The organism is Burkholderia sp. BCC1047 (genome assembly GCF_902833155.1).
Taxonomy (GTDB): Bacteria; Pseudomonadota; Gammaproteobacteria; order Burkholderiales; family Burkholderiaceae; genus Burkholderia; species Burkholderia sola.
The window spans coordinates 15,535-40,500 of the sequence record NZ_CADFEH010000033.1 but is presented as its reverse complement, the minus strand read 5'-3'; the positions used below and the strand labels follow the sequence as shown (position 1 = coordinate 40,500).

Genomic DNA, 24,966 nt, shown 5'->3' with positions numbered 1-24,966 from the left:
GCCTTCACCGTCCCTTCCCATATATTGAGCGCCCGACGTCCCATTAATAGGGATGCCTGTCCAGATGTTGACGCACGCCGCGCCACGGCTCTAACGTTCGCCCCAACGCCATTCGATTCGGCCGCCTCGTTCGCGAGCGCCGGCCGGCGCATAGAACACAGGAGACGACCGTGGCCCAATCCACGTCACGCACCCATGCCACCCCGCCGGAGCGGCCCTCCGCGCACACCGGCGCCTCATCCGAATCCACTTCCCGCGCGACTGCAACCGCAGCCGCGGCCCCAGCCACGCCACCAAGCCGCAAGCGGCTGCTGATCCTTGCGCTGCTGTTCGTCACCGTCGTGATCAACTATCTCGACCGCAGCAACCTGTCGATCGCGGCGCCCGCGCTGTTCAAGGAACTGCACATCGATCCGGTCCGCGCGGGCCTCGTGTTCTCCGCGTTCGGCTGGACCTATGCGCTGATGCAGATTCCGGGCGGCTGGCTCGTCGACAAAGTGTCGCCGCGCGTGCTGTATGCGGGTGCGCTCGCGCTGTGGTCGGCCGCGACGCTGCTGCTCGGTTTCGCCGGCTCGTTCGTCGGGCTGATCGTGCTGCGCCTGGCAGTCGGCGCGCTGGAAGCCCCGGCCTACCCGATCAACAATCGCGTGGTGACGACATGGTTCCCGACCCGCGAACGCGCGAGCGCGATCGGCGGCTACACGTCGGGCCAGTTCGTCGGCCTCGCGTTCCTCACGCCGGTGCTCGCGTGGCTGCAGGCGCGTCTCGGCTGGCACATGGTGTTCGTCGCGACCGGCCTCGCCGGCATCGCATGGGCCGCGATCTGGTATGCGGTATATCGCGAGCCGCGCGCGTTGCGCGGCGTCAACGCGGCCGAAATCGCGCTGATCCGCGACGGCGGCGGGCTCGTCGATCTCGAGGACCGCATCGCGGCGCGCACCGAACGCGCACCGTCGACGTGGTGCGACCTCGGCGTCGTGCTCGGCCGGCGCAAGCTGTGGGGCATCTACCTCGGCCAGTTCGCGCTGAACTCGACGCTGTGGTTCTTCCTCACGTGGTTCCCGACCTACCTCGTCAAGTATCGCGGGATGGACTTCATCAAGTCGGGCTTCCTCGCGTCGCTGCCGTTCCTCGCCGCGTTCGTCGGCGTGCTCTGCTCGGGCGTGCTGTCGGACTGGCTGATGCGGCGCGGCGCCGCGCAAGGCTTCGCGCGCAAGCTGCCGATCATTTCGGGGCTGCTGATCTCGACCTGCATCATCGGCGCGAACTACGTGAGCTCCACCGGCTGGGTGATCGCGTTCATGACGATCGCGTTCTTCGGCAACGGCTTCGCGTCGATCACGTGGTCGCTCGTGTCGGGGCTCGCGCCCGCGCGACTCATCGGCCTCACGGGCGGCGTGTTCAACCTGGTCGGCAACCTGTCCGCGATCGCGACGCCGATCGTGATCGGGCTGCTCGTCGACGGCGCGGACTTCTCGCTCGCGATCACCTACATCGCCGCGATGGCGCTCGCGGGCAGCCTGTTGTACGGGCTGCTCGTCGGCAAGGTGGAGCGTATCGACGCGTAGGCACCCCAGGGCGGCACACTTGCGCCGCCCTGCTTGACCGCTGCCCCGTATGGCGTCACAACCGCCGACACCCGTCACGTGCAAGATCGTGAGGATGGCCGGCTGCGTAGTCGAGCGCACCTGTATCGGTATCGACGCCGACGGCGCCCTGGTCAGCGCCTCGCCGCCGGTGCGGTCGACTCCGGAAACGCTCGCGAGCCGCCCTTGCCTTCCCGACAGCCATCGATTCAGTTGCCGCGCTTGCCTTCGGTCGCGCGCCAATCGCTTCCGCCCCTCCGCAGTCGAGCGCCTTCGATTCGCCTCGACGTGCGCCCCGCGGCAGGATGCCCCTGATCAGATTGGTCATCGGAATCGCTTGTCGGTCGATTGAAAAAGGCGGTGACTCGTTTACACTGCCCCGGTATGCCCTCTTCGGGATGACACGCGACGTTTTACGGGGCGAACGGATCGGCAAGCCGCCTGCCCGTATTCCGTCCCGATCGCGAGCCGAACCCATGCTTTTTTCATATCGACGGAACGCGCGTCATGGGCGGAACAGGCCCTTGGGAACCGCATGCTGCTCAACGTGAACGCCATCCACCGCGACGACGATCGCGTCAACCTATCGTTCAAGGCATTGGGCGAGCTGATCGAGACGGTCGGCACGCCGCACTTCGTGCCGCGCCTCACGCAACTGCTGAACGACGTCGTGCCGCTCGACGTCGCACACGTCGAACGTTCTCGCGTCGATGGCACGATGCCCACCGGCTACCGTTGCGAATGGATCGGCAGCAGCGGCATCGGCGCCGCGTCCACCGACATCTCCGACGTGATGACGCTCTACTACGAGCGCTTTCTCGACAGCGACCCGCTGTTCGCGGGGCTGCGCGGCAAGACCGGCACGATGCTCGTCGTGCGCGACATCGCCGCGATCCCGCCAGGCGAATTCCGCCAGCGGCTGTTCGACGACGTGCATATCGGGCATGAATGCGTGCTCGCACGCGGCACCCGTTATTCGCAGCATTCGATCGCCCTGGAGCGCGGCCGCGACCGGCCGCCGTTCACGCTCGCCGAGATGAACCGCTTCCGCAGCATCAGCGACATGCTGTTTCCGCTGCTCGAACTGCATGCGTCGACCACCGCCGCGCGGCGCATCGCGCACGCAACGCCGGACCTCCATCCGCTCGCGCAATTCGATGCGCGTCTCGCGGCCGACGGCGTGAAGCTGTCGAAGCGCGAATACGAAACCTGCAAGCATCTGCTCTCCGGCAAGACCGTGCCGGAAACCGCCGACATCCTGGGCGTGCGCGTCGCGTCGGCCGAGTCGTACGTGAAGCGCGCATTCGCGAAGCTCGGCGTGCGCACGAAGCGCGAACTCGCCGCGTGGGGTTCGGCCACCACCGTGTTCCCCGCCGCCGGATCGCACGACGGCGGCGCGCCGCCGGCCGTCTCGCGCTGACCTGAGTCGCTGCATCTGCGTCCCGGTGCTGTGAACGAAGCAACGACGATCGCATCACGCACACCACCACGCCATCCCGCCGAAGACAGGACACCGACCTATGGACCGAGCCGAACACATCAGCATCGAACCCACGCTCGCGCTTGCCGCCGCCGAGCTGAACGAATGCGATTTCTCGTTCGACATCGCGTGGGAATTGAATGCGCCGTATCAGGACTTGCTCGATCTTCGCGCGCTGCCGACGCGGCGCAAGGACTACGGCTTCGATCCGGCCGGCTGGGCGAATGAAGCGTCGGGCCGAACGGCGCTGTTTCGCGCGACGGCCGGCGAGCGGCTCGCCGGGTTCGTCGCGATCGAGGAAAGCTGGAACGGCATGGCCGAGATCGCGGAGCTGGCCGTCGATCGCCACTGCCGGCGCCAGGGCATCGGGCAGCTCCTGCTGGCGGCCGCGGAAGCGTGGGCGCGCAACCACGGGTTCCGCTTCATGCGGCTCGAAACGCAGGCGAACAATGTCGCGGCCTGCTCGACGTACGCGCGAGCGGGCTTCACACTCGGGGGCCACGACCGCTTCCTGTATGCCAGTGGCGAGAACGCCGGGGAAGTCGCACTGTTCTGGTACAAGGACCTACGCGACGGTCAGACCGCGCAAAGCCGCACGATCGATCCAGCATCGGTGCAGCCGGTGCGCTGACGCACTGCGATCCGTCGCGTCAATGCCGTGTCGATGCCGCGTTACTTGCGCGTCGCCACGATGAACAGGCGCGGAAACGGCAGCAGCACCGTGCCGTCGTCCTGCACCGGATAACCGTTCGGCCCGGCCAGCGCGTCGCGATAGCGCGCGACGAACACGCGCTGTTCGGTGTCGTCGAGCGCCGCGAGGAACGGCCGCAGCGCGCTGCCCTTGAACCATTCGACGACTGCATCCGCGCCGCTGCGCAGCGGGTGGTAATAGGTCGTGCGCCACACGTCCACGCGCGAACACAGCGGTGCGAGCAGCGCATGGTAATAACGCGCATCGAACCGCTCGGTGCGCGCCGCGCCTTTCAGCTTGTCGGCCCACGGGCCGGCCGCGGCGACTTCGCGCATCAGCCGGTGCGCCGGTTCATCGAGATTGTCGGGCATCTGCACCGCGAGATGGCCGCCCGGCGCGAGGCGGCCGACGAGCCTGGGGAACAGCGTGTCGTGCGCAGGCACCCATTGCAGCACCGCATTCGACAGGATCAGGTCATAGCCGCCCGGGTCGTTCCAGGTCGTGACGTCGGCAAGGTCAAAACGCAGCGCCGGCAGGCGCTTGCGCGCGGCCGCGACCATGTCCGCCGACGCATCGATCCCGTGGATCGTCGCGTCCGGTGCGCGGGCGATCAACGCTTCCGTCGAATTGCCCGGCCCGCAGCCGATATCGATCGCGGTGCGGATTGGCGTGTTAGGCACGGCGGCCAACAGGTCGCGCACCGGGCGCGTGCGTTCATCCTCGAACTGCAGGTACTGGGTTGCATATTGATCGAGCGGGGTCGTCACGATAGATCTCCTTGTCGGCATGAGCGGCTGCCGCGCTTCCGCGCAAGGGAATGCCGCAGGCCGTCGATGCAGCGCATTCTGCGACTGCGCCCGACCTCCAGTAAAATGAATTTAATATCGTGATTGATTCAAATTTCTGATGAAGATCGATACGCTCGGCGTCCAGGCTTTCGTCGCGATCGCCGACGGCGGCAGCTTCAGGCAGGCAGCCGATACGCTGCACGTCACGCAAACGGCGATCACGCAGCGGCTGCGCAAGCTCGAAGCGTATCTCGGCGTCGCGCTGGTCGAACGCACGACGCGCCGCACCACGCTGACCGAGATCGGTCGGCGTTTCCTGCCGCAGGCGCGCCGGCTGCTGAACGAACTGTCCGATGCGCTGACCGAAATCCGCGAGACGGGCCTGAGCCAGCGCGGCGACGTCACGATCGCGTGCGTGCCGACGGTCGGCGTGCAGTATCTGCCGCGCATCCTGCGCGCGTTCTCCGGGCACCGGCCGCACGATCGCGTGAAGATTCTCGATCACGCGTCGGCGTCGGTGCTGCAGGCCGTGCTGCGGCGCGAAGCGGAATTCGGCATCAGCATCGCCGGCGACCAGCATCCGGAACTCGTCAGCGTGCCGCTCACGCACGATCCTTACGTGCTCGTATGCCGCGACGATCATCCGCTCGCGAAGCGGCGGCGCATCCGCTGGGCGGCGCTGCAGCCGCATCCGCTGATCTTCGCCGGCGAAGTGAGCGGCAATCGCGGGCTGCTCGAAGGCGCGCTGAAGACGAGCGGTGTGTCGCTGCATTCGTTCTACGAGGTGCAGCGCAGTTCGACGGCGCTCGGGCTCGTCGCCGAAGGGCTCGGCGCGGCCGTCGTGCCGAAGCTCGCGATCCAGAAGAACGCGTATCCGATGATCCGCACGATCGAGCTCGTCGAGCCGTCGGTGTCGCGCACGCTCGTGCTCGTCATGCGCCGGAACGCGCAACTGTCGCCCGCGGCGCGGGCGCTGTACGACATGATCGTCGAGCGGGCGACGCCCGGGCGGTGAGCGGTGAGCGATGCGGGGCTAACGGGGCCTCATGAGATAGCAGGAAGCGGCCCGTTGCCACACCTCCCCGCTCAAAGCACTTTCACCATGAACACGCGCGCCGCGCCTTCCGGCTCGCACGGCACTTCGCCGAACGTCTCGTAACCGTGCTTCCGGTAGAAATCGGGCGCCTGGAACGAGATCGTGTACAGCACCGCACGCGCGCAACCGCGCCGCTTCGCTTCCGCTTCGGCCTCGCGCAGCAACCGGCTGCCGAAGCCGCCGCCGCGCAGCGATTCGGGCAGATAGAACAGATCGATGAAGAACAGGCCGAGCGACGTGCGGCCGGTGAGGCCGCCCAATACCTCGCCGGTCGCGGGATCGGTCACGTAGACGTCGAGCGCGGCCGTGTCGGCGCGCCCCGTCATCGCATGATTGAATTCGCCGAGCTTGCGGCTGATGAAGTCTCGGGCGGCCGGCTGCTCGGTGTCGGTCAGTTGAAGGGTGACGTCGGGATGGGCTGTCATCAAGGCGAACGCGTACGTGAAAAGACCGCCGGGCGTGCGGCGCCCGCGGCGGGGGCTGCACGACTATAGCGCGTCAGGCCACAACGATCGCGGCGAACGGATCGCGCCACTTCGCGTTCGGTTCCTTCCCGTGTCGGTACACGTCGATCGCGCGTCCCGCGCGGGCGCCCGGCGTTTCAGTCGAACGAAACGCCGGCGTGACGTGGAAACGACGCGAATAATGCGAACGACACGCGCGTCAGTTGTACCCGAGAATCGCCACCGCCGCGACGTCCGGCCGATCGATCGTATTGCCGACGAGCGACGTCATCGGTTCCTGCAGCACGGCCTGATACGAGGTCACGCGCGCTTCTTCCGGCGCACTCGCGTCATCCGCGGCCGGTTCGTCGAACGCGGCATCGAAACCGCTATAAAAACCTGCTTGCTTCTGCGAAAAAGTCATCTCCACTCCTTTGCCTTATATGTCGTTGATGTTCTAGCCAGCCTGCTTCAACGCCGCCGCAGGCACCGGCGCGCCGTCATGCGCGGCCTCGGACCGCGCAAGCTGCGCACGCGTTCGCCGGGTGATGTGAATCACCGCGAACACGACCGGCGCGATCAGCAGCCCTTCCGCCAGTTCGGGATCGACCGGCAGGTTCATCACGTGCAGCGCCTTGAACGCCGCCGTCGCGAGCGACAGCACGTAGTACGAAATAGCGGCCACCGACAGCCCTTCGACCGCGTGCTGCAAATGAAGCTGGTTGCGTGCGGTGCGCTCCATGCCGGCCAAGAGCCGCGTGACGTCCTTTTCCTGCGCGAGATTCACACGGGTGCGCAGCAGGTCGACCGCACGCGCGATCCGCGCGGCGATCTGCTCGTGACGCGCCCACACGCTGCGGCAGGTTTCCATCGCTGGCGCGAAACGCCGCTCCATGAATTCGGCGATCGTCGGCATCCCTTCGATACGCTCCTCGCGCAACTCGTGGATACGCGCCAGCACGAGCTTTTCGTACGCGCGCGACGCGCTGAAGCGCGCGCCCGATCCCGACAACGATTCGACCCGCACCGCGAGATGCGTGAGTTTGACGAGCAACGCCGTGTCGTCGCCATCGGCGCCGCTCGCGTCCATCCGCTGCATCAATGCATGCAGCGCCGCGTGGATCTCGTCGAGCTCGCGGCTCATCCGGCGCGCGACGGGCAGCGCAAGCAGCGCCATCATCCGGTACGTTTCGATTTCGTACAGGCGCTGCAACAGCCGGCCGCCCTGCTCCTCGCGGAAATCGTCGTCGACGACGAGAAAACGCATGAAGCCGTCGTCGCGCACGTGCCAGTCGCAGAACACCTTGCCGCCGCCGAGCACGCGGCTGCCGACGAGCGCGGGCCCGTCGATCCAGCGCCGCAGGTCGCCGCATACGCGCCGCGCGGCGTCGCCCGACAGTAGCTCCATCCGCACCGCGACGAAGCGGATGCCGGCCAGCCGCGCGAACCACGCGGCCGGAATGCCGTCGATCGCGAGATCGTCGAAATAGCCGGTGTCGCGACGCGGCGCGACGAACGTGAAGGTCGAGAATTCGGTGTGGCGCTCCCACTTCAGGTGCCAGCCGCACGGCGACTGCACCGCGTAGTGCGTCGCGCCTTCGTGCGGCGCGTCGATGCCGGTATCGCGACACAGAGCATGCAGCAGCGTTTCGTGGATGTCGGGCTGGCCGTCCGCATAGATCGCGTAATGCGTGAGCGACACGGCTTCGGCGAGCCGCAGGAACGGCCGCGCATGCAACTCCGCGGCCAGTGCGGCGCGCAACGGATGGTCCATCACCGATTCACCACGCTTCCCTGTTCAGTCCCGCACGCCGGATCGACCGGCCAACCGCCGCGCCGCCCCCGGGCGAAACGCCAGCGTGATCGCACTATGGCAGACACACAGCAACAATAAAAACGCATAATGCTGATCGTTACGTTCAGTTTTGCTGATAGCCATGAAGATGCTCGATCACGACGTGCTGGCCACCGTCGTCGCCGTCGCGGAAACCGGCAACATGACCCGCGCGGCCGAGGCCGTGAACCGCTCGCAGTCGGCCGTGAGCATGCAGATCAAGAGCCTGGAAGACGCGATCGGTCGGCCCCTGTTCGTGCGCAAGCCGCGCAGCATCGTGCTGACACGCGAGGGCGAGGTGTTGCTGGGGTTCGCCAGGCGAATGCTGGCGCTGCGTGACGAGGCATGGGCGGCCGTGGTGCGGCCGGAAGTGACCGGCAAGGTCGTGATCGGCGTGCCGGACGACTATGCGTCGTCGCTGCTGCCGTCGGTGCTGAAGAAATTCTCGGCGACCTACCCGAAGGTCGAGATCCAGGTGATGGGGCTGCCGAGCAGCGCGCTCGCGCCGCTGATCAAGGAGGGCACCGTCGATCTCGTCTGCGGGACCCGCATCAAGGGGCTCACCGGCGATTTCATCCGCCACGAGCCGATGGCGTGGGCCGCGATGACGAACGGGCCGCGCGTGTGGGAGGAACGGCCGCTGCCGATCGCGGTGTTCATGCCGGGCAGCGTCGCGCGCGAAAACGCGATCCGCAGCCTCGAACGCGCGAAAGTGCCGTACCGCACGTCGTATGAAAGCCCGAGCCTGCTCGGGCTGCTCAGCATGGTCGAAGCCGGCCTCGCGGTCGCGCCGCTCGCCCGCTGCGCGATTCCCGCGCAACTGTCGATGCTCGGCCGCTCGCACGGGCTGCCCGACCTGCCGCCGCTCGAGCTGATCCTCGCGCGCAGCACGAAGTCGAAACGGCCGCCGTGCGACTTCCTCGCGGAACAGTTGATGGAAGACCTGCAGCGGCAAACCGGGCAGACCGGCGACGCGTGAGCCCGTCGGCGCACGCGCGCCGCCGCGTCACCGATGGCCGCTCGTGCCATGTCCTGCCGCGAGCAACGCCGCGTTGACGATGGCCGCCACCGTGTCGACGAGCGCTTCCAGCGTGTCGCCGTGCACGTGGCGCCCCGCGGGCGGAACGTGCTCGCTGCGCCGGCCGCCCCACTGCGAGCCGGCGGTGACCGACAGCGTCGCGCTGAACCGGTGGCCGTGCCGCCGGCCGAAGATGCCGATGCGCCGCTCGGCCACGTAGGCCTGTTCAGGTAGAAACAATCGGATCTCGACCACCGCTTGATGGGGGTCGGCCGCACGCGCGTCCGCATCGAACGCCGGTGCATAGGTCTTGACGATGCGGAACGTCACGTGGGAATCCCACGCGGCAAGCGGCCCGCCGGCGGCATCGACGCGTTCGGCGTCGACCGACCACTGATGGCGATCGGGCACGCGAATCGCCTGGCGCAACAGCACGTCCGCCGCGCGAACCGTCACCGTCAACTGCCTGGCAAGCTGCCTGCCCGACGGCAACGCCGCGGTATGCGCGCGACGGGCAGCCGGGCGGGCACTACGCACTTCTTCCGTAAGGTACATGGGCCCTCCCTGTTCAGGGGTAGCGCCGCGTTCGACGCAGCGCACAAACGGCCGTCGTCGCCAGCCGGCGGACAGCACGGCGGCCGGTGAGTCGTCGGCGGATTAGCCGAGCAATAGCCGTTCCCGGTTCAGTGCGCGGGGGATCGGCACGCCGTTGCCGGATGCGCCGACGCGCAACCGGCAGCCGGCGCCATCGAACCCGAGAAAGGAATGAATGATGGCATGGCGCGGACAGAGGCCGTCTCGGCTGTTCGACACGTGTCCAGCTTAGAAGAGACCGTATCAACACCGTGCAAAAAAACGGGTCGGTCATGCAAAAAACGGCATTTATGTGCAGGGATCGCGCCCCGCACGTCGCGCTTGCGCCGTCGGGCAATCCCTTCGACGCCGATCAGCCGTTTGGTGGACTCGGCCCGCCGGGTTCGCGGCGATATGCTGGGTGCTTTCCACTCGTCGCCTGCCGCCATGACCGTCCAGCGATGAGCGTGTGATCGAGATGCGCGGCGTGAACCGGTGAAAGTCGCCCGCGCCCCCGTCAACCATGACAGGTCGACACCAGGCGATCCGTCGATACACTGTGAGCCACCCCGACGGCGGCGATCTCCGTCGTCATCGATGCCGGCCCTCGCTTCGAGTGCGCACGAGCCTCGCGCTTCCCGTCCATCCCGCCCACCTTCCGCATGCTTTCCAAGGAGCCGCACTTGAAACACTGGCGCGACACGCTGTTCGTCTTCGCCGGCCTGCTGGCCGCCGCGTCTTCTCACGCCCATCCCGTCTGCACCGTCGTCGCCGACGCCGCCACCGGCAAGGTGCTCGTGCAGCAGGGCGACTGCGCGACCCGCGTGACGCCGGCATCGACGTTCAAGGTCGCCATCAGCCTGATGGGCTTCGACGCCGGCGTGCTGAAGGACGCGCACACGCCCACGCTCGACTTCCACGCCGGCTACCCCGACTGGGGCGGCGCGCCGTGGCGCGAACCGACCGACCCGGCGCGCTGGATGAAGCTGTCGATCTTCTGGTATTCGGAGCAGGTCACGCAGGCGCTCGGGCAAGCACGCTTCCAGCAGTACGCGAGCGCGTTCGGCTACGGCAACGCCGACGTCACCAGCAACGAAGGAGAACTCCCCGGCATGATGGGCGCATGGGTCAATTCGTCGCTACGGATCTCGCCGCTCGAACAGGTCGCGTTCATGCGCAAGATCGCGCAGCGGACGCTGCCCGTCAGCGCACACGCGTACGACATGACCGCGCGCATCACGCTGATCGACGCGCAACCGGGCGGCTGGACGGTGCACGGCAAGACCGGCACCGGCTCGCCGGGCTCCAAGTACGACGCTGCGCACGCGTACGGCTGGTTCGTCGGCTGGGCAACGAAGGGGCCGCGCACGCTGGTATTCGCGAACCTGATCCAGGACGACGAGCGGCAGACGCCCAATGCCGGCCTGCGCTCGCGCGACACGTTCCTCGCGGCGCTGCCGGCGCTCGCCGACCCGGCCCGGCCCGAATGAGCGCCGGCCGCCGCAACGCCCGCATCGACCTGCTGCGCGGCGTGTCGATCCTGCTCGTCCTGCTCCATCACTTCAACATCGCGTATCCGTTGCGCGACACCGCGCTCGCGCGCGTGCTCGGCTGGGACACGATCCATGCGATCGTGCGCAACGGCAACTACGGCGTGACGATGTTCTTCGCGATCTCGGGCTACCTGATCACGTCGAATGCGCGCCGCCGCTGGGGCAGCCTCGGTGCGCTCGACGTGCGTGCGTTCTACGTGTCGCGCATCGCACGCATCGTCCCGTGCCTGCTTCTGCTGCTCGCGCTCGTCAACGGTCTCGCGGCGGCCGGCGTGCCGATCTTCACGAACCACGCGCCGCAGGGCATCGCCGTATCGTACTGGCTCGTGAATCTCGCGTCGCTCACGTTCTGGATGAACGTGTTGATCGGCGCATACGGATGGGTCAACTACGCGCTCGGCGTGTTGTGGTCGCTGTCGGTCGAAGAGGTGTTCTACCTGTCGTTTCCGCTGCTGTGCATCGCGCTGCGTCGCGACACGCGGCTGTTCGCGTTCTGGCTGCTGATTGCCGCGATCGGTCCCGTGTATCGCTACACGCATCCCGGCGACGAAGGCGGCTTCCTGTACGCGTACTTCGCGTGCTTCGACGGCATCGCGATCGGCTGCTGCACGGCGCTGCTCGCCGAACGCACGCGGTGGCAGGTACTCGCGGCCGCGCCCGTGCAGTGGCTCGTCGTAGCACTAATGACCGCGCTCTATCTCGCGTGGCCGATCGCCGAAAGCCACGTGCCCGGCGTATCGGCGATGGCGCTCGGCATGGCCGTGTTGCTGATCGGCGCGCATGCGGAACGCACACCCGCCCACGGCCGCCTGCTCGCGCCGCTGCGCTGGAGCGGCCGTCTCAGCTACGAGCTGTATCTGTTTCATCTGATCGTGCTCGGCGCGCTGCGCACGTTCTGGCCGCCGTCTGCCACGCATGGCAACGACAAGCTCGCGCTGCTGGTCGCGTATCTGGCGCTGTCGGCAGCATCGAGCGCGGTCATCGCACGCGGCTATGCGACGCCGCTCGACCGCTTCATCAAGCGCGTTGCGTCGCGGCCCGCAGTGCAGGTGACGGACAGCGCGCGCGTCTAGCGTCTCCGGGTGGCGGCGAGCAAAGCAGAAACCGGCCGCGGTCAGCCGGCGTATGCGGCGGCGCAACGCACGGTCACGATCCGCGCGGGCGGCAGGTTGGCCCAGACGATCCGGCTGTCGCACGCGACGAATGCCGAATCGCCCAGCGGGTGACGTCCGGGCGTGCGCAAATCGTAGGTAAATTGAATCATCACGCCGGCGGACGACAGCACGCGATGACATTGATCGACGATTGCCGTCACGTCCTCGCGCGGCAGCGTGCGTAGCGGCAAACACGACACGATCGCGTCGACCGTGGCGCCCGGCGGCAACAGCCGCTCGAGCTGCCGCGCGTCGCCCGATACGATCGAGATACCGGGAAAGCGTCGCCGCAGATGCCGCACGAACGCCGGCGAGCGTTCGACCACGACGAGACGCTGCGGCGCAACGCCGCGTTCGAGCAGCGCCGCGGTGATCGCGCCAGTACCGCCGCCGAGTTCGACGACGAGCCCGTCGCCGTCCGGCACCGTGTCGGCCATCTCGCGCGCCAGATGCCGCGAACTCGGGCACAACGCGCCCACCGCGGCCGGCCGGCCGACCCACTCGCGCACGAACAGTGCCGAGACACGCCACGCGTTCGGCCACGTCATCGGCGGGCCTCGAATGCTTGCGCGGTCAGCGGCGGTATGCCGACGACTGCGCGGAACAGGGCTACGGCGATACGGGCAAGATTCATGCGCATCCTCCTGGGCGAATCGGTCCGTCGCTGGACACGCGACGGTCAATCGATTCTAGGAAACGCAAACTTAAGGTGACGTGAAGATTGACCCTGATTTGCCTGACCAATTCGTGCCGGATCAGCGATCGACGCGGGGCTGGAAGTGCTGGGATAGCGCTTGTCAACGATCCGGGCCTGCTGCAGCGCCGTCTTGCTCGCCGCGAAATCGTCGCCTGTCAGTGCCGAGCGGCAGAAATGGGGTCGGGACTTGGGCGCGCGATATCTCCCTGCCGCGAACCCTCATCTGCCCGCCGCCTCAAGGTCGTTAGCCAAAGCCGTGCGCGAGCGGGCAGCACGGCCCGGGCTATGAGCCGCGCGCCGTGCTCGCCACACGGCGCGCGACCCATCTTCACCGCAAGTTGGTTCTGGCCAATTCGACGATCTCGTCGCCACGCCCGCTGAGGATTGCGCGCAGCATGAACAGGCTGAAGCCCTTCGCATGCGCGAGCTCGATCTTCGGCGGCATCGCGAGTTCGTACTTCGATGTGACGACGTCGACCACCGCCGGCCCGTCATGCTCGAACGCCGTGCGCAACGCCTGCTCGACGTTCTCCGAATGCTCGACGCGCACGCTGAAGATACCGGCGCCCTTCGCGATCGCCGCGAAGTCGGTCGGGCTCAGGTCGACGTTCGTGTCGAGATAGCCGGCCGCCTTCAGCTCCATCGACACGAAGCCGAGCAGGCTGTTGTTGAACACGACGACCTTGATCGGCAGCTTGAGTTGGCGCGCGGTCAGCAGATCGCCGAGCAGCATCGACAGCCCCCCGTCGCCCGACAGCGACACGACCTGCCGCCCCGGATGCGCGCCCTGCGCGCCGAGCGCCTGCGGCATCGCGTTCGCCATCGATCCGTGGTTGAACGAGCCGTGCAGTTGCCGCTTGCCGTTCATCGTCAGGTAACGCGCGGCCCAGAGCGTCGGCGTGCCGACGTCGGCCGTGAAGATCGCGTCCTCGGCCGCGACTTCGTCGACGATCCTCGTCAGGTACTGCGGATGGATCGCGCGGCCCGGCGGCTCGGCCACCGCGAGATCGTCGAGCCCCTTGCGCGCGGCCGCGTAGTGCGTCAGCGCATTCTCGAGGAAGCGTCGCTGCGTCTTGCGCGTGAGCCGCGGCAGTAGCGCCGCGATCGTTTCCTTCACCGTGCCGACGAGCCCGAGCGCGAGCGGGGCGCGATGACCGAGCTGCGAGCCTTTCCAGTCGATCTGCGCGATCTTCGCGTTCGTCGGATAGAACGGCCGGTACGGGAAATCCGTGCCGAGCATCAGCAGCGTGTCGCACGATTCCATCGCGTGATAGCCGGAACTGAAACCGATCAGCCCAGTCATCCCGACGTCGAACGGGTTGTCCCATTCGACGAACTGCTTGCCGCGCAGCGCATGCACGACCGGTGCGCCGAGCGTGTCGGCCAGCGCGACGACTTCGTCGTGCGCACCCTGCGTGCCGCTGCCGCACAGCAGCGTGACCGCGTCGGATTCGTTGAGCAGCGCCGCGAGCCGGTCGAGATCGGCGTCGGCCGGCAGGATCGACGGCGGTGCCGATTCGCTCCACGCCGGCGCTTCGTCGGGGCCGTCGCCGAGCGCGATGTCGCCCGGCAGCACAATCACCGCGACGCCGCGCTCCTCGATCGCGGTACGCATCGCACGCGCCAGCACGCGCGGAAACTGCGACGCGTTCGTCACGAGCTCGGCGAAGTGGCTGCACTCGCGGAACAGCTCCTGCGGATGGGTTTCCTGGAAGTAGCCGAGGCCGATCTCGGTCGACGGAATGTGCGCGGCGATCGCGAGCACCGGCTGGTGATTGCGGTGGCAGTCGTACAGTCCGTTGATCAGGTGCAGGTTGCCGGGGCCGCAACTGCCCGCGCACACCGCGAACCGCCCGGTCGACGCGGCATCGGCGCCGGCCGCGAATGCCGCGCTTTCCTCGTGCCGCGTATGCATCCAGCGGATCGAGCCGATCTGGCCCAAGCTGAACGACAGGCCGTTCAGGCTGTCGCCCGTCACGCCCCAGATGCGCTCGACGCCCGCTGCCGCCAGCGTCTTCGCCAGATATTCCGCCATCGTCTGTCTTGCCATGCTGTCCTCGCTCGTTGGTCGGTCGTCACACGATTGATCGGGCTCCGGCGCCTGCTGCCTTCGCCGATGACGGGACGAGCATACGCGATCGCGTCGAACGGTGTCGTGACGATGCAATCGGTTTGCGCGACAACGCGGCCCTGCCCGTCCGCGCAGGCGGGGCGCCCTTTCCCAGAGGACGGACGAGCGTCGCCGCTACCCAGGCACCCGTGCGCGCAGGCTAATGCGGGCTCGGCCAGCCACCGATGCGCCGGGATCGACGGCGAGCGCCCGACCGGCTGCCCGCGGCGCCAGCACTACACCGACAGCGCATGCGTCGACAGGATCTCCTTGGCGATTCGGCTGTACGCGCGGCTGGGAAGGCATGCTGATCGATCCCCTGTACGAATGGAAATCGATTCACGGGATGATCGACAAGATGCGGCTCGGGGAATTCGAGCCGGGGTCGAGGATGTTGTACGCCGACCTTGGCGGGCCGCCAGCGCAGAGCGCTTACTCGGAGATCCTCCGCAACGGGTGAGACGGGCTGCAAGCGGATGGCACGCAGGGGCGCCGCTCGCGACATCGAGCTTCAGCAAGCGCTCGGTCAGCTCGCTCGTGTGCATGCGGCTGGGATCAATCGCAATGAGGCGGTTATCGGCGGACGTGATGAAGAACGCGCCGGCCGGTGCGCGCTTCGGCCGCGAGACGGATACGCACCTACCCCGTGACAGGGTTCAGGTAGGGTGGCAGCCAATGGACGTTCGGTCGCGCGTCGTTCGGCGGCGGACCGTCGAAATCGACGCGCAGAGCCGCGAGGACATGCGCACGCGCATCGGACGTCGCGAGTGCCGGATTGTCGCGCGACTGGTGCGGCACGAAGCCGAACGTTCCGGCACGCGTGCTGTAGTGTGGTAGCCCTCGAGCATGTGCCCGCGATTGATCGAACTCGCCGCGCTCTGCGGTCTGCCCCCGGCACACCGACCACGAGCGACGGATAGGGCGTGATCGCGAGCTGCTGGCCATTGGCGAAGAACGTGTTAGCGATGCCGGCCGGTGCCGCGTGGCCTTAGACGATCGACGTGATCATGAGCCTGCTGGCGATCAGGATCGTGACGACGATGCCTCCCCCGAACGTCGGCGAATGGGCAGAAGTATGCTGCATGGTATGGCTCGGCGTGACGCCCCCGGAAGGCGGACATGCGGCAGCGGCGGGCGGCCGCACAAATGAACTACCGCCGGCAAGCCGGCGGCAAAGGCGCATCCACGGTAGACACAGCGCGCCCGAAGCACTCGATACGACGCGTTCGGCACGAAGCTCGTCTCGTGCCGCCGCGCCGGACACGCTCGCTCAGTTTTGCGTGAGCGGATTCAGCGCCGTGCACAGGAAGCCGGTGCAGTTCTTCGGCGTGAAATAAAACGACGCCATCACCGGCGGCACGGTGGTGCCGAGCGCGATGTCGCTCAGATATGCGGCACTCTGCGCGCCGAACGTGTTCGCCTGCTGCACGAAGCTCGCGCCGGTCGACTGGATCGCGGCCGACTGGTACGTGAAGGTCGGCGATTGCGTCTGGTCCTTCACGTAGATCCACGAGATCGCCGTGCCGAATGCCATCCCGCCCTTCGCGCGATAGCCCTTCGCCCCTTCGCTGTTGGCCTGCGCGATGAAGTCGCCGACGGTCGACGTCGGCGCCAGCGCGTCGTAGGTATAGGTCGCGTTCGATGCGTTGTTCTTCATGTACACGTTCGCCTGCACGGTGCCCACCACCATCGGGCCGAGGAACCAGTAGCCCGACTGGCCCTGGCCGTTCGCCTGCGTGAGGAAAGCGTTGACATCGGCCGGCAGGCCGGTCGTCGTATACGTGTAGGTGGCGGATGAACCACCGTCCTTGCGATAGAGATCGCCGTACGTAAGTGGTCCTTCGTAGCGGTAGCCGCTCGCTCCTTGCGCGTTGGCCGCAACGACGAAGGACGTCATGTCGGCCGGCGCTGTTTGCAACTGGTACGTGTAGGTCTGCGCGGTGCCGTCGTTTACGAAGATCGACTGCGTGCCGCCATTCGTCGCGTTATAGAAGTAGTCGCCCAGATAGCGGTAACCCTTCGCGCCTTCGTTGTTGACCAACGTCAGGAAGCTCGCCCGGTCAGCCGCAACGGGCTGCGCTTCGTAGCGCCACGTCAGCGTGCTGCCACCCGAACCACCATTGCCGCCGCTTCCCGTACCGCCGGAACCCGTTCCGCCCGTCCCACCGCTGCCGCCGTTGTTGCTCGTGCCCGATCCGCCTGACGAAGCGGGCGAGGAACTGTCGTCGCCGCCGCAAGCGGTCAGCGCCAGACAAGTCAATGCAATCAGTGCAACGGCTTTCATCGGGATCACCTTTCAAATGAGCGGGACGAACGAAGCCCGTGCGCGCGAATCACGCCGCGCGCACCGACCATCACGAATCAAGAATCAGAAATCGGGAGTCGGCCGGCGGCCTCTGCCGGCCCGGCGACGTCAATTGACCTGCAGCTGCCCACCGCGGCCCAGTCCGCCCTTGACGTCCTGCGCCTTGTAGCTACGCAGCGCGACGACCATCTTGTTGTACGCATCGATGAACGCCACCACCGTCGCCTTGCCTTCCGGCGTCGACGAGAAGCCCGCCAGCGCGCCGCCTACCCCGCCGCCGAAGCCGCCCAGCGCCGCACCGTAGTTGGTCGCCGTCGAGCTGCCTTCCGACGCCGCGATCTGCACCGCCGAGCGCACGTCGAACAGCGTCAGCGTCACCACCGACGCCTTCGTCTGCAGGTGGCCCGCCACCGCCGCCACCGCGCTGTTGCCGATCAGCCCGCCGATCATGCTGCCAATCCCGCCGATCGGCGAATCGTTGATCACGATCTGCGGTTCCATGTAGTAGTCGGCCGCGACACGCTGGCCCTTCTGCTGCTTCGAGCCCGCGCGGTACTCGCCCGAGTTGCGCTGCAACTGCGTGATGCGCGACAGGCGCGCGTCGCTCTTCTGGTTGCCGATCGACGTGATCACGAAGCAGTTCGACTGCTGCACCGCCAGCCGCAGCAGCGGATCGATGCTCGTCACCTTGGTCGCGCTGCCGAACTGGCCCCACCAGTCGGCGTTGCGGCCGTCGTCGACCGCGATCGTGCCGAGCGGCGACGGGCAGCGCTGCAGTTGCGAATCGGCGCCGGCGCTCGCGCCGCCGGCCGCCGCGCCCGTCACGCCGGCGTTCTGCCCGCCGGGCGTCACCACGCCGCCGCAACCCGCGACGGACGCGCCAAGCGCTGCAACCAGCGCGCCTTGAGTGAGACGTTGGGAAAGGTTGGTCTTCATGTCGTTATCGATCGATTAGCGTCGTTGTTCGGCTTATGTGTTCGTGCGAACTTCGATAAGCCCCCCGGCGTGGCGCGCGATGGTGGTCTCCCCGCGGCTGCCCCCGTTGCTTCAGGCCCGGTCAGTAGTACCAGTACGTCTGCTGCCAGACGCCGTAGTACGGATAGCCCGAGTACCAGTAGCCGTAATAAACGTCACGCCACTGCGTGCGCCATTTCCAGTCTTCTTCGTCTTCTTTCTTCGCCTTGCGCGCGAGGTCGAGCAGCTTTTTCGATTCCTTGTCGCCGCGGCCAGCCGCGATCGACAGCCACTTCTCCGCTTCGCGCGCATCCGAGCCCATTTCCTCGAGGCCGAACAGGTAGAAACTGCCGAGCGCCTTCTGCGCGTTCAGGTCGCCGCGCTCGGCGGCCTCGCGCATCCACTTGAGGGCCTGGTAGCTGTCCTGGCGCACGCCGTCGCCGCGGAAATAACGCAGGCCGAGGTCGTAGGCGGCCTTCGGCTGGGTCTTCGCGGTTTGCTTGAGCGCGGCGATGCGCGGATCGTCCCGGTCTTCCGAATCGTCCCTTTTTTGATAGGAGACCTGATCTTTAGGGCGATCGGAACAACCTGTGTCGTCGCAGATCCGTACCGTGCTGGCGGTAACCGACGGATCCTGCGCGCACGCGGCCAATAGCAACAGCAGCCCCGGTGCGAGTAAACGGCGATACATTGGGTACTTTCCTCAAGTTTTATCTGCGCCGCAATTCTTCGAGCTTTCCCACCCCGCGAGCGCGTACCCGGTTGCGTGCGGCGCAGCGGATGCAATCCGCCAACGCCGACACGCGCCCAAGGCTCTCTCAGGTTCTCTCTTGGAATCGTTCCGTCACTGCTTCATTGCTGCCGCTTTTCGCTGCCCCGACTGTGCCGGCATCGCGCTCCAAACATGACGCGACAAACAATAGTGACGTGGTGAGCAATAATAATGGAGAAAAATGACATGTCAAGGTCCTACGCGTGTTTAAAGTTTGCGTGGCGCGTCAGCTTTGATATGCTCTCCCTCGCCAAAACCCCTGGAGACCCCATCGAGATGTCCACTACCGAGCAGGCCAACGTCGATCTCATCACCGCCAACAAGGTGCGCGACCTCCTGAACCGGAACGGCATTCCGCCGCGAAGTCACAATACGACGATCGCGAACGTGCTCGGCCTGAGCTTCTCGGTCGTCACGCGCAAGATGAAGGGCCTGATCCCGTGGAACCTGTCGCAGTTGCAGGACATCGCAACGCACTTCGGCGTGCCGCCCGCGATCCTGCTCGACGACAAGGGCACGCAGCCGGCCGCGGCCGAGATGATCGACGCGACGTTCGTGATCGAATCGAAGCGCTTGCGCTGCCGCGCGGCAATCTCGACGAAGGCCACCAGCCAGATCGAAACCGACTTCGTCGCGCTGCAGTGGCAGGGCGAATGGATCGTTACCGAACGCCAGCACGCGCGCGAGGGCCGCACGTATCCGGTCGACGTGATCGAGCTGCGCTCGACGCAGCCGAACGTGTATGCGGCACGGATCGCCGTGGTCGACGATTCGCACGACGTCGCCGAAACAGTCTGTGAATATTTCATCGAAAAAGGCGTGAACGCGATTCCGTACTTCGACGGCGCGAGCTTCCGCAAGGCGCTGGAAGTCGAGGATTTCGACGGCTACATCCTCGACTGGATGCTCGGCGACCAGACGGCCGCCGAACTCGTGCGCGGCATCCGCTCGAGCGAGAACAGCGGCGCGCCGATCTTCCTGCTGACCGGCAAGATCTCGACCGGCGAAGCGAGCGAGGACGAGATCGCGCACATCGTGTCGCACTACAACGCGCGCTGCGAAGAAAAGCCGGTGCGCCTGCCGATCCTGTTCGCGGAAGTCGCCCGCGAGCTGAAGCTCACGCTGCCGGCGGCGACGGCGACGAACTGAAAACCGGGCGCCGTGAACGGAGACCGGAACGACAACCCGCTACACGAACCACCAGAACGAGGAAAAGACATGCGCGTTTCAACCATCTGGACCAAAAGCCTGCTGACTGCCTGCCTGCTCGGGATGGCCGCCGCGACATGGGCCGCTTCGTCGTTCACGTTCACCGTCGACGGCAAGATCAGCAAGAGCAACCAGCAGGGGAAGACGGCGTACGTCTTTTCCGAACAGGCGCTGATGGCGCTGCCGCAACATACGATCGTCACGTCGACGAGCTGGACGCCGAAGACCGCCTTCACCGGCCCGCGCCTGTCCGACGTGCTGAGGACGGTCGGCGCGCACGGCACGCAGATCGAATTCCGCTGCATCGACGAATACACGTTCACGATTCCTGTTTCCGACGCCGCCAAGTACGGCGTGATCCTCGCGCGAACGATGAACGGCAAGGTGCTCGGCAACGACAACTACGGCCCGCTGTGGATCATGTATCCGCGCGACCAGTATCCCGACGAGCTGAAGACGCCGCTCGGCGAAGCCAAGTTCGCGTGGCAGATCATCGGTCTGACCGTGAAGTGACATGACGCGGCGGCGATGGAAAAATAGAAAAATCATCCTGATCCTCGGCTCGCTGTGGATCATGGGATTCGCCGCGTGGGCGTTCCTGCTGTGGGATCTCCTCGCCACCTCGGTCAACGAGGGCGTGCTCGAGGGGCCGCGCGAAGGCGTGTTCTGGACCGCCGCGCAATACCGCAACGTCTACACGCGCTTCGACCGCCAGCTGATTCTCTACGCGACGCGCGAGGACGACGATTTCGATCACGTGCAGATGCAGCTCGACAGCCTGTCGGTGTCGTTCGGGTTCCTGCAGCGGCCGTCCGAAGTGTCCCAATACTGGCTGCGCATCCCGCGCGCGCGCAACGAGATCGACGCGCTCGGCGAATTCATGGCGCGCCTGAAGCGCGACGTGCCGCTGCTGCGCGACTCGCCGAAGCAGGCGCGGCAGGTGATCGATGAAGTCAATGCGTACTGGCCGAAAGTCAACGGCCTCGCGAACTACTTCCGCGCGATCGAAATGGCGCAGCGCGATTTCACGTTCCATCAATTGAAGGAAAAGCAGCGCGCGATCCTGATCCTCGGCATCGTGCTCGGCGTGATCCTGTGCGCGCTATTCCTGCTGCTGTTCTATACGATGCGCACGCGCGACGACCTGCTGGAACGGCAGAACGCGGCGCTCGACGCGGAACGCAAGGCGTCCGACCGCGCGTTCGAGATGATCGAGGCGAAGAACGCGTTCCTCGGGATGGTCAGTCACGAACTGCGTACGCCGCTGCAGGCGATCTGCGGATCGATCGAGATCCTGCTCGCACGCCCGCAGTCCGATGCGAACCTGAAGACGATCCGGCGGCTGCAGAATTCCGCGCTGTCGCTGGAAGCGCTCGTCAAGGACCTCACCGACTACATCAAGCTGCGCTCGACGAAACGCGTCGCCGAACTCGATACAGTCGGCATCGCGCCGCTGCTTGCCGAGGCGCTCGAACCGCTGCGCGAGAAGATCGCGACGAAACGGATCACGGTCACGCAGCGCGTCGAGCCGCCCGGCCTCGCGATCCGCTCCGATCGCAAGCTGCTGCGGCAGGTGCTGTCGAACCTGATCGAGAACTCGGTCAAGTACACGACCGGCGGCTCCATCACGGTGGCGATCACGCTCGCCGATGCGCCGGCCGGCCAGCAGGTGAAGATCGCCGTGCGCGATACCGGCGCCGGCATCGCGAAGCAGCATCTGCCGAAGATCTTCGAGCCGTTCTATCGCGCGAACGACGCGGTCGGACTGCACGTGGACGGGATCGGCATGGGGCTCGCGGTCGTGCGCGAAATCGTGACGACGCTGCGCGGGCATGTGGACGTGCGCAGCGCGGTCGGCGAAGGCAGTGAGTTCGTCGTGACGCTGCCGGTCGAAGTGCCCGCCGTCGATACGGCCGGCACCGCGGCCGGCGACGTGCTTGCGCTGCCGCCCGTGCCGGCGCATCGCGACCGGCGCGCGCTGGTGGTCGACGACAACGACAACGCGCGCGAGACGCTCGGCGCGATGCTGTCGGCGCTCGGCATCGACGCCGATCTGTGCGGCACCGGGCAGGAAGGTGTCGCGCGCTTCGGTACGGGCCGCTATGACCTCGTCGTGCTCGATCTCGAACTGCCGGACCTGAGCGGATTCGACGTGGCGCGGCGCATTCGTGCGGTGGCGGAGCCTGACAACGACGGCCGGCATCCGGCGATTCTCGGCGTCAGTGCGTATGAATCGGCCGCGTTGCGGGAAAACAAGCGGGTGTTCGACGCGTTCCTGCCGAAGCCGGTTCACTTGCGCGAACTCGGCGCGCTCGTCGAAAAGCTGCTCGCCTGAGCCGCGCGCCGGCGCGGCGTCACGCGTTTCCGTCCGCTTGCCTGCCCGCCTGCTTTGCCTACTCGCCGATCAGATGCAGCACGATGTCGCGCCGGTGCGCCGCGCGGCGATGCTCGAACAGATAGATCCCCTGCCACGTGCCGAGCACCATGCGCCCGTGCTCGACCGGAATCGACAACTGCACCTGCGTGAGCGCCGTGCGCAGATGCGCGGGCATGTCGTCGGCGCCTTCGGTGTCGTGCTCGTAGCGCGTGTCGTCCTCGGGCGCGAGCGTCGCGAAATAGCGTTCGATATCGCGCTGCACCGACGAATCCGCGTTCTCCTGGATCAGCAGCGACGCCGACGTGTGGCGGCAGAACACGGTGAGCAGGCCGGTGCGGATCGCCTGCTGGTCGACGAACGCACGCACCTGCTGCGTGACTTCGACGAGGCCGCTGCCGCGCGTATCGACGCCGACGTGCGTGATGGCCTGTTGCATCGTCGTGACCTCAGCCCAGCGCGGCGAAGCCGTCGGCTTCGATCTGCTTCGCGTCGGCGGGGCGCACGACGCGCGCAACTTCGACCCCATCGCGCAGGAATACCAGCGTCGGCCACAGCTTCACGCCGAACGAGCGACCGAGCGGACGGCCGGGGCCGTCCTCGATCTTCAGGTGCCGCACGGCAGGATGCGCGGAGAACGACGCCGTGATCGCGGGTTGCGCGCCTGCGCAGATCCCGCACCAGTTCGCGCCGAATTCGATGACGGTTGCGCCGCCCAGTGCGTCGACTTCCGCGCGGGTCGGCGCGTTGGCGGTGTAGCGTTGCTCGGTGTCCATCAGGCCCTCGTGTGCGTTGGCGGAACGTGACTGCGCGCGCCGGCGTGATGCAGGCGGGCGCGGCCTTCGATTTCTTACTGTAGCGGAAAAGCCCGTGCATTGCCGGCTCGGTCCGGCGCGGCGCGGGCGACGCCTGTGCACGCACGTTTCGTGAATGACACGACAAGATTCGGAGCGCCGCGCCGACGAGACGGGATCAGCATGTGAACCCATCCCGTCAACGAAGAACTCGACCATGAATGCGCCGCATTGCGTCACCGAACCGAACATCCTCTACTTCGGCACGCCCGTCGTGCTGGTCAGCACGCTGAACGAAAACGGTACGGCCAATCTCGCGCCGATCTCGTCGGCCTTCTGGCTCGGCTGGCGCAGCGTGATCGGCATCGCCGCCAGCTCGCAGACCACCCGCAATCTGCTGCGCACCGGCGAATGCGTGCTGAACCTGCCATCGTCGGCGCAGGCGGACGCGGTGGACCGGATCGCGCGCACGACCGGCACGTATCCGGTGCCCGACGGCAAGCGCGCGAAAGGCTACGTATTCGAACCCGACAAGTTCGGCACGGCCGGGTTTACCGAGGCCGCGTCGCAAACGGTCGCGCCGCCGCGCGCGCTTGAATGTCCGGTGCATATGGAGGCGGTCGTCGCGGCCACATACGGAATCGGCGACGACATGCCCGACCTCCGCGGCCGCATTCGCGTGTTCGAGCTGCGCATCCAGCGGGTGCACGTGCACCCCGACCTGCTGATGGAGGGTCATCCGGACCGCATCGATCCGGACAAGTGGTCGCCGCTGATCATGAGCTTCCAGAAGTTCTACGGGCTGGCGCCGCGACAGGTGCATGCGTCGCGGCTCGCCGAGATTCCCGAGCATGCGTATCGCAGCCCCGATATCGAGCGCTCGCGCGACGCGGGCGCGCTGACCGGAAACGGGCGACCGTGACGCCGCACTCGCCGGCACGGCGGCATCGCTGGCGAAGGTGACGCGGATGATCGGCGCGGTATTCGGCGTCGCGATGCCGGACGCGCTGTACGACGCTGCGGCGGCTGTGCGGCCGGGTTGCGGGTCGCGATGCTGACGGGCAGCGCGCTGTGGCTCGCGGATGCGCCGCTCGCGTGGCGCACGGCCGGCGCCCCTAAGCCGATCGGATAAGATACGGCCGGCCACGCACCTTGGCCCATGACCGAACCGACGGAGTGTTTTCAGTGATTCAACCGACCCAAGTATTCAAGGACAACCTCGCGCAACTGCCGGCCATCGACGGCATCGCGCGCATCGATCTCGTCGGCGCGAACGGCGACGTGGTCGCGACCATCGAGAACCAGCCGGGCAAGCAGGGCTCGCTCGCGGTGTACCACTATCTGAAGCAGGCGTTCGGCACGCTCGACGCGAAGGCGGCCGAACACGGCCTGGCGGTGTTCGCCGAACATACGGCCGATGCACGTAATCGTCCGGGCGCGCACCCGAACGTCGATCGTCTGCTGGCGATCGTCGCGGGCGGCGATGCGCTGCGCATCGACGTGGTCGCGAAGGGCTGAGTCGGTGGCGGCACGCG

General features: G+C 66.8%; 25 protein-coding genes and 2 pseudogenes. 13 read left to right on the top strand and 14 right to left on the bottom strand.

The window, feature by feature from the left end; translation table 11 throughout:
* Window positions 1–170: 170 nt before the first annotated feature.
* The 3 genes from HWX55_RS28045 to HWX55_RS28035 all read left to right on the top strand — a co-directional run bounded on the left by HWX55_RS28045 (window position 171) and on the right by HWX55_RS28035 (window position 3,697).
* Window positions 171–1,568 carry an MFS transporter gene (locus tag HWX55_RS28045; RefSeq protein WP_175978075.1) on the top strand — a complete coding sequence of 466 codons (1,398 nt, stop codon included), beginning with the start codon at window positions 171–173 and terminating at the stop codon, window positions 1,566–1,568.
* A gap of 553 nt (window positions 1,569–2,121) precedes the next feature.
* The gene (locus HWX55_RS28040) at window positions 2,122–3,006 is read left to right on the top strand and encodes a helix-turn-helix transcriptional regulator (RefSeq protein WP_175978074.1); all 885 of its coding nucleotides are present in this window, start codon (window positions 2,122–2,124) and stop codon (window positions 3,004–3,006) included.
* 100 nt (window positions 3,007–3,106) lie between these two features.
* On the top strand, window positions 3,107–3,697 hold the full coding sequence (locus tag HWX55_RS28035) for a GNAT family N-acetyltransferase (RefSeq protein WP_175978073.1): 591 nt from the start codon (window positions 3,107–3,109) through the stop codon (window positions 3,695–3,697).
* Between the two features lie 41 nt (window positions 3,698–3,738).
* On the opposite strand, the gene tam is transcribed toward HWX55_RS28035, so the two are convergent.
* Window positions 3,739–4,524: a trans-aconitate 2-methyltransferase gene (gene tam, locus HWX55_RS28030; protein WP_175978072.1), complete on the bottom strand. Its 786-nt coding sequence runs from the start codon at window positions 4,522–4,524 to the stop codon at window positions 3,739–3,741.
* Between the two features lie 139 nt (window positions 4,525–4,663).
* Here tam and HWX55_RS28025 point away from each other — a divergent pair, with 139 nt between their 5' ends.
* Complete coding sequence (locus tag HWX55_RS28025) at window positions 4,664–5,560, top strand: LysR family transcriptional regulator (RefSeq protein ID WP_175978071.1); 897 nt, start codon at window positions 4,664–4,666, stop codon at window positions 5,558–5,560.
* A gap of 71 nt (window positions 5,561–5,631) precedes the next feature.
* Here HWX55_RS28025 and HWX55_RS28020 read toward each other — a convergent pair whose 3' ends face one another.
* The 4 genes from HWX55_RS28020 to HWX55_RS28005 form a co-directional block, all read right to left on the bottom strand.
* A complete protein-coding gene (locus tag HWX55_RS28020) occupies window positions 5,632–6,066 on the bottom strand; it encodes a GNAT family N-acetyltransferase (RefSeq protein ID WP_089435884.1) in 435 nt (144 codons plus the stop codon).
* Between the two features lie 238 nt (window positions 6,067–6,304).
* On the bottom strand, window positions 6,305–6,508 hold the full coding sequence (locus HWX55_RS28015) for a hypothetical protein (protein ID WP_175978070.1): 204 nt from the start codon (window positions 6,506–6,508) through the stop codon (window positions 6,305–6,307).
* Between the two features lie 33 nt (window positions 6,509–6,541).
* Window positions 6,542–7,861 carry a DUF3422 domain-containing protein gene (locus HWX55_RS28010; RefSeq protein ID WP_175978069.1) on the bottom strand — a complete coding sequence of 440 codons (1,320 nt, stop codon included), beginning with the start codon at window positions 7,859–7,861 and terminating at the stop codon, window positions 6,542–6,544.
* 21 nt (window positions 7,862–7,882) lie between these two features.
* Entirely contained in the window at window positions 7,883–8,023 is a 141-nt protein-coding gene (locus HWX55_RS28005) for a hypothetical protein (protein ID WP_175978068.1), read from the bottom strand.
* Between HWX55_RS28005 and HWX55_RS28000 the strand changes: the two genes are divergently transcribed.
* Window positions 8,022–8,897, top strand: coding sequence for a LysR family transcriptional regulator (locus HWX55_RS28000; protein ID WP_027782171.1), 876 nt, complete (start codon window positions 8,022–8,024; stop codon window positions 8,895–8,897). The two genes, HWX55_RS28005 and HWX55_RS28000, sit on opposite strands and share 2 nt — an antisense overlap.
* Before the next feature lie 27 nt (window positions 8,898–8,924).
* On the opposite strand, the gene HWX55_RS27995 is transcribed toward HWX55_RS28000, so the two are convergent.
* Window positions 8,925–9,491, bottom strand: coding sequence for a hypothetical protein (locus HWX55_RS27995; RefSeq protein ID WP_175978067.1), 567 nt, complete (start codon window positions 9,489–9,491; stop codon window positions 8,925–8,927).
* A 701-nt stretch (window positions 9,492–10,192) separates the two neighbouring features.
* On the opposite strand from HWX55_RS27995, the gene blaOXA reads away from it, so the two are divergent.
* Together blaOXA and HWX55_RS27985 are read left to right on the top strand one after the other, a co-directional pair.
* Window positions 10,193–10,999 (top strand): OXA-1043 family class D beta-lactamase, encoded by an 807-nt coding sequence (gene blaOXA, locus HWX55_RS27990; protein ID WP_175978066.1) that lies wholly within the window; start codon window positions 10,193–10,195, stop codon window positions 10,997–10,999.
* Window positions 10,996–12,135 (top strand): acyltransferase, encoded by a 1,140-nt coding sequence (locus tag HWX55_RS27985; protein WP_175978065.1) that lies wholly within the window; start codon window positions 10,996–10,998, stop codon window positions 12,133–12,135. The genes blaOXA and HWX55_RS27985 overlap by 4 nt, the downstream gene beginning before the upstream one ends.
* A 41-nt stretch (window positions 12,136–12,176) precedes the next feature.
* Here HWX55_RS27985 and HWX55_RS27980 read toward each other — a convergent pair whose 3' ends face one another.
* Entirely contained in the window at window positions 12,177–12,764 is a 588-nt protein-coding gene (locus HWX55_RS27980) for a methyltransferase domain-containing protein (protein WP_175978064.1), read from the bottom strand.
* Between the two features lie 477 nt (window positions 12,765–13,241).
* Complete coding sequence (poxB, locus tag HWX55_RS27975; RefSeq protein WP_175978063.1) at window positions 13,242–14,963, bottom strand: ubiquinone-dependent pyruvate dehydrogenase; 1,722 nt, start codon at window positions 14,961–14,963, stop codon at window positions 13,242–13,244.
* Between the two features lie 358 nt (window positions 14,964–15,321).
* Between poxB and HWX55_RS27970 the strand changes: the two are divergent.
* Window positions 15,322–15,483, top strand: a pseudogene (locus tag HWX55_RS27970) (aminocyclopropane-1-carboxylate deaminase/D-cysteine desulfhydrase family protein); the annotation flags it as partial.
* 37 nt (window positions 15,484–15,520) lie between these two features.
* Here HWX55_RS27970 and HWX55_RS27965 read toward each other — a convergent pair.
* The 4 genes and pseudogenes from HWX55_RS27965 to HWX55_RS27950 all read right to left on the bottom strand — a co-directional run.
* Window positions 15,521–16,107: pseudogene (locus tag HWX55_RS27965) on the bottom strand (hybrid sensor histidine kinase/response regulator); the annotation flags it as partial.
* A 186-nt stretch (window positions 16,108–16,293) separates the two neighbouring features.
* Complete coding sequence (locus HWX55_RS27960) at window positions 16,294–17,307, bottom strand: hypothetical protein (RefSeq protein ID WP_175978062.1); 1,014 nt, start codon at window positions 17,305–17,307, stop codon at window positions 16,294–16,296.
* 129 nt (window positions 17,308–17,436) lie between these two features.
* Window positions 17,437–18,264 carry a hypothetical protein gene (locus tag HWX55_RS27955; protein WP_050016075.1) on the bottom strand — a complete coding sequence of 276 codons (828 nt, stop codon included), beginning with the start codon at window positions 18,262–18,264 and terminating at the stop codon, window positions 17,437–17,439.
* A 121-nt stretch (window positions 18,265–18,385) separates the two neighbouring features.
* Entirely contained in the window at window positions 18,386–18,973 is a 588-nt protein-coding gene (locus HWX55_RS27950; protein ID WP_175978061.1) for an SEL1-like repeat protein, read from the bottom strand.
* Window positions 18,974–19,330: 357 nt separating this feature from the next.
* On the opposite strand from HWX55_RS27950, the gene HWX55_RS27945 reads away from it, so the two are divergent.
* From HWX55_RS27945 to atsR, 3 genes are all read left to right on the top strand, one after another.
* Window positions 19,331–20,203, top strand: a complete 873-nt coding sequence (locus tag HWX55_RS27945) for a helix-turn-helix domain-containing protein (protein ID WP_175978060.1) — start codon at window positions 19,331–19,333, stop codon at window positions 20,201–20,203.
* Window positions 20,204–20,272: 69 nt separating this feature from the next.
* Window positions 20,273–20,776 (top strand): molybdopterin-dependent oxidoreductase, encoded by a 504-nt coding sequence (locus HWX55_RS27940; RefSeq protein ID WP_175978059.1) that lies wholly within the window; start codon window positions 20,273–20,275, stop codon window positions 20,774–20,776.
* A 1-nt stretch (window position 20,777) separates the two neighbouring features.
* Entirely contained in the window at window positions 20,778–22,598 is a 1,821-nt protein-coding gene (gene atsR, locus HWX55_RS27935; RefSeq protein WP_175978058.1) for a hybrid sensor histidine kinase/response regulator AtsR, read from the top strand.
* Window positions 22,599–22,656: 58 nt separating this feature from the next.
* Here the strand turns inward: atsR and HWX55_RS27930 are convergent, their stop codons facing one another.
* Both HWX55_RS27930 and HWX55_RS27925 read right to left on the bottom strand, forming a co-directional pair.
* Complete coding sequence (locus HWX55_RS27930; RefSeq protein WP_175978057.1) at window positions 22,657–23,076, bottom strand: secondary thiamine-phosphate synthase enzyme YjbQ; 420 nt, start codon at window positions 23,074–23,076, stop codon at window positions 22,657–22,659.
* Between the two features lie 10 nt (window positions 23,077–23,086).
* Window positions 23,087–23,413 (bottom strand): thioredoxin family protein, encoded by a 327-nt coding sequence (locus HWX55_RS27925; RefSeq protein WP_175978056.1) that lies wholly within the window; start codon window positions 23,411–23,413, stop codon window positions 23,087–23,089.
* Between the two features lie 235 nt (window positions 23,414–23,648).
* On the opposite strand from HWX55_RS27925, the gene HWX55_RS27920 reads away from it, so the two are divergent.
* Together HWX55_RS27920 and HWX55_RS27915 are read left to right on the top strand one after the other, a co-directional pair.
* Window positions 23,649–24,353 carry a flavin reductase family protein gene (locus HWX55_RS27920; RefSeq protein WP_175978055.1) on the top strand — a complete coding sequence of 235 codons (705 nt, stop codon included), beginning with the start codon at window positions 23,649–23,651 and terminating at the stop codon, window positions 24,351–24,353.
* Between the two features lie 263 nt (window positions 24,354–24,616).
* Complete coding sequence (locus tag HWX55_RS27915; protein ID WP_175978054.1) at window positions 24,617–24,949, top strand: DUF2322 family protein; 333 nt, start codon at window positions 24,617–24,619, stop codon at window positions 24,947–24,949.
* Window positions 24,950–24,966 lie beyond the last annotated feature (17 nt).

Coding starts and splice junctions, on each gene's coding strand:
- HWX55_RS28040 (WP_175978074.1), top strand. CDS start 2,122: ATGCTGCTCAACGTGAACGCCATCCACCGCGACGACGATCGCGTCAAC.
- HWX55_RS28035 (WP_175978073.1), top strand. CDS start 3,107: ATGGACCGAGCCGAACACATCAGCATCGAACCCACGCTCGCGCTTGCC.
- HWX55_RS28025 (WP_175978071.1), top strand. CDS start 4,664: ATGAAGATCGATACGCTCGGCGTCCAGGCTTTCGTCGCGATCGCCGAC.
- HWX55_RS28020 (WP_089435884.1), bottom strand. CDS start 6,066: ATGACAGCCCATCCCGACGTCACCCTTCAACTGACCGACACCGAGCAG.
- HWX55_RS28015 (WP_175978070.1), bottom strand. CDS start 6,508: ATGACTTTTTCGCAGAAGCAAGCAGGTTTTTATAGCGGTTTCGATGCC.
- HWX55_RS28000 (WP_027782171.1), top strand. CDS start 8,022: ATGAAGATGCTCGATCACGACGTGCTGGCCACCGTCGTCGCCGTCGCG.
- HWX55_RS28005 (WP_175978068.1), bottom strand. CDS start 8,023: ATGGCTATCAGCAAAACTGAACGTAACGATCAGCATTATGCGTTTTTA.
- HWX55_RS27995 (WP_175978067.1), bottom strand. CDS start 9,491: ATGTACCTTACGGAAGAAGTGCGTAGTGCCCGCCCGGCTGCCCGTCGC.
- HWX55_RS27985 (WP_175978065.1), top strand. CDS start 10,996: ATGAGCGCCGGCCGCCGCAACGCCCGCATCGACCTGCTGCGCGGCGTG.
- HWX55_RS27980 (WP_175978064.1), bottom strand. CDS start 12,764: ATGACGTGGCCGAACGCGTGGCGTGTCTCGGCACTGTTCGTGCGCGAG.
- poxB (WP_175978063.1), bottom strand. CDS start 14,963: ATGGCAAGACAGACGATGGCGGAATATCTGGCGAAGACGCTGGCGGCA.
- HWX55_RS27960 (WP_175978062.1), bottom strand. CDS start 17,307: ATGAAAGCCGTTGCACTGATTGCATTGACTTGTCTGGCGCTGACCGCT.
- HWX55_RS27955 (WP_050016075.1), bottom strand. CDS start 18,264: ATGAAGACCAACCTTTCCCAACGTCTCACTCAAGGCGCGCTGGTTGCA.
- HWX55_RS27950 (WP_175978061.1), bottom strand. CDS start 18,973: ATGTATCGCCGTTTACTCGCACCGGGGCTGCTGTTGCTATTGGCCGCG.
- HWX55_RS27945 (WP_175978060.1), top strand. CDS start 19,331: ATGTCCACTACCGAGCAGGCCAACGTCGATCTCATCACCGCCAACAAG.
- HWX55_RS27940 (WP_175978059.1), top strand. CDS start 20,273: ATGCGCGTTTCAACCATCTGGACCAAAAGCCTGCTGACTGCCTGCCTG.
- atsR (WP_175978058.1), top strand. CDS start 20,778: ATGACGCGGCGGCGATGGAAAAATAGAAAAATCATCCTGATCCTCGGC.
- HWX55_RS27930 (WP_175978057.1), bottom strand. CDS start 23,076: ATGCAACAGGCCATCACGCACGTCGGCGTCGATACGCGCGGCAGCGGC.
- HWX55_RS27925 (WP_175978056.1), bottom strand. CDS start 23,413: ATGGACACCGAGCAACGCTACACCGCCAACGCGCCGACCCGCGCGGAA.
- HWX55_RS27920 (WP_175978055.1), top strand. CDS start 23,649: ATGAATGCGCCGCATTGCGTCACCGAACCGAACATCCTCTACTTCGGC.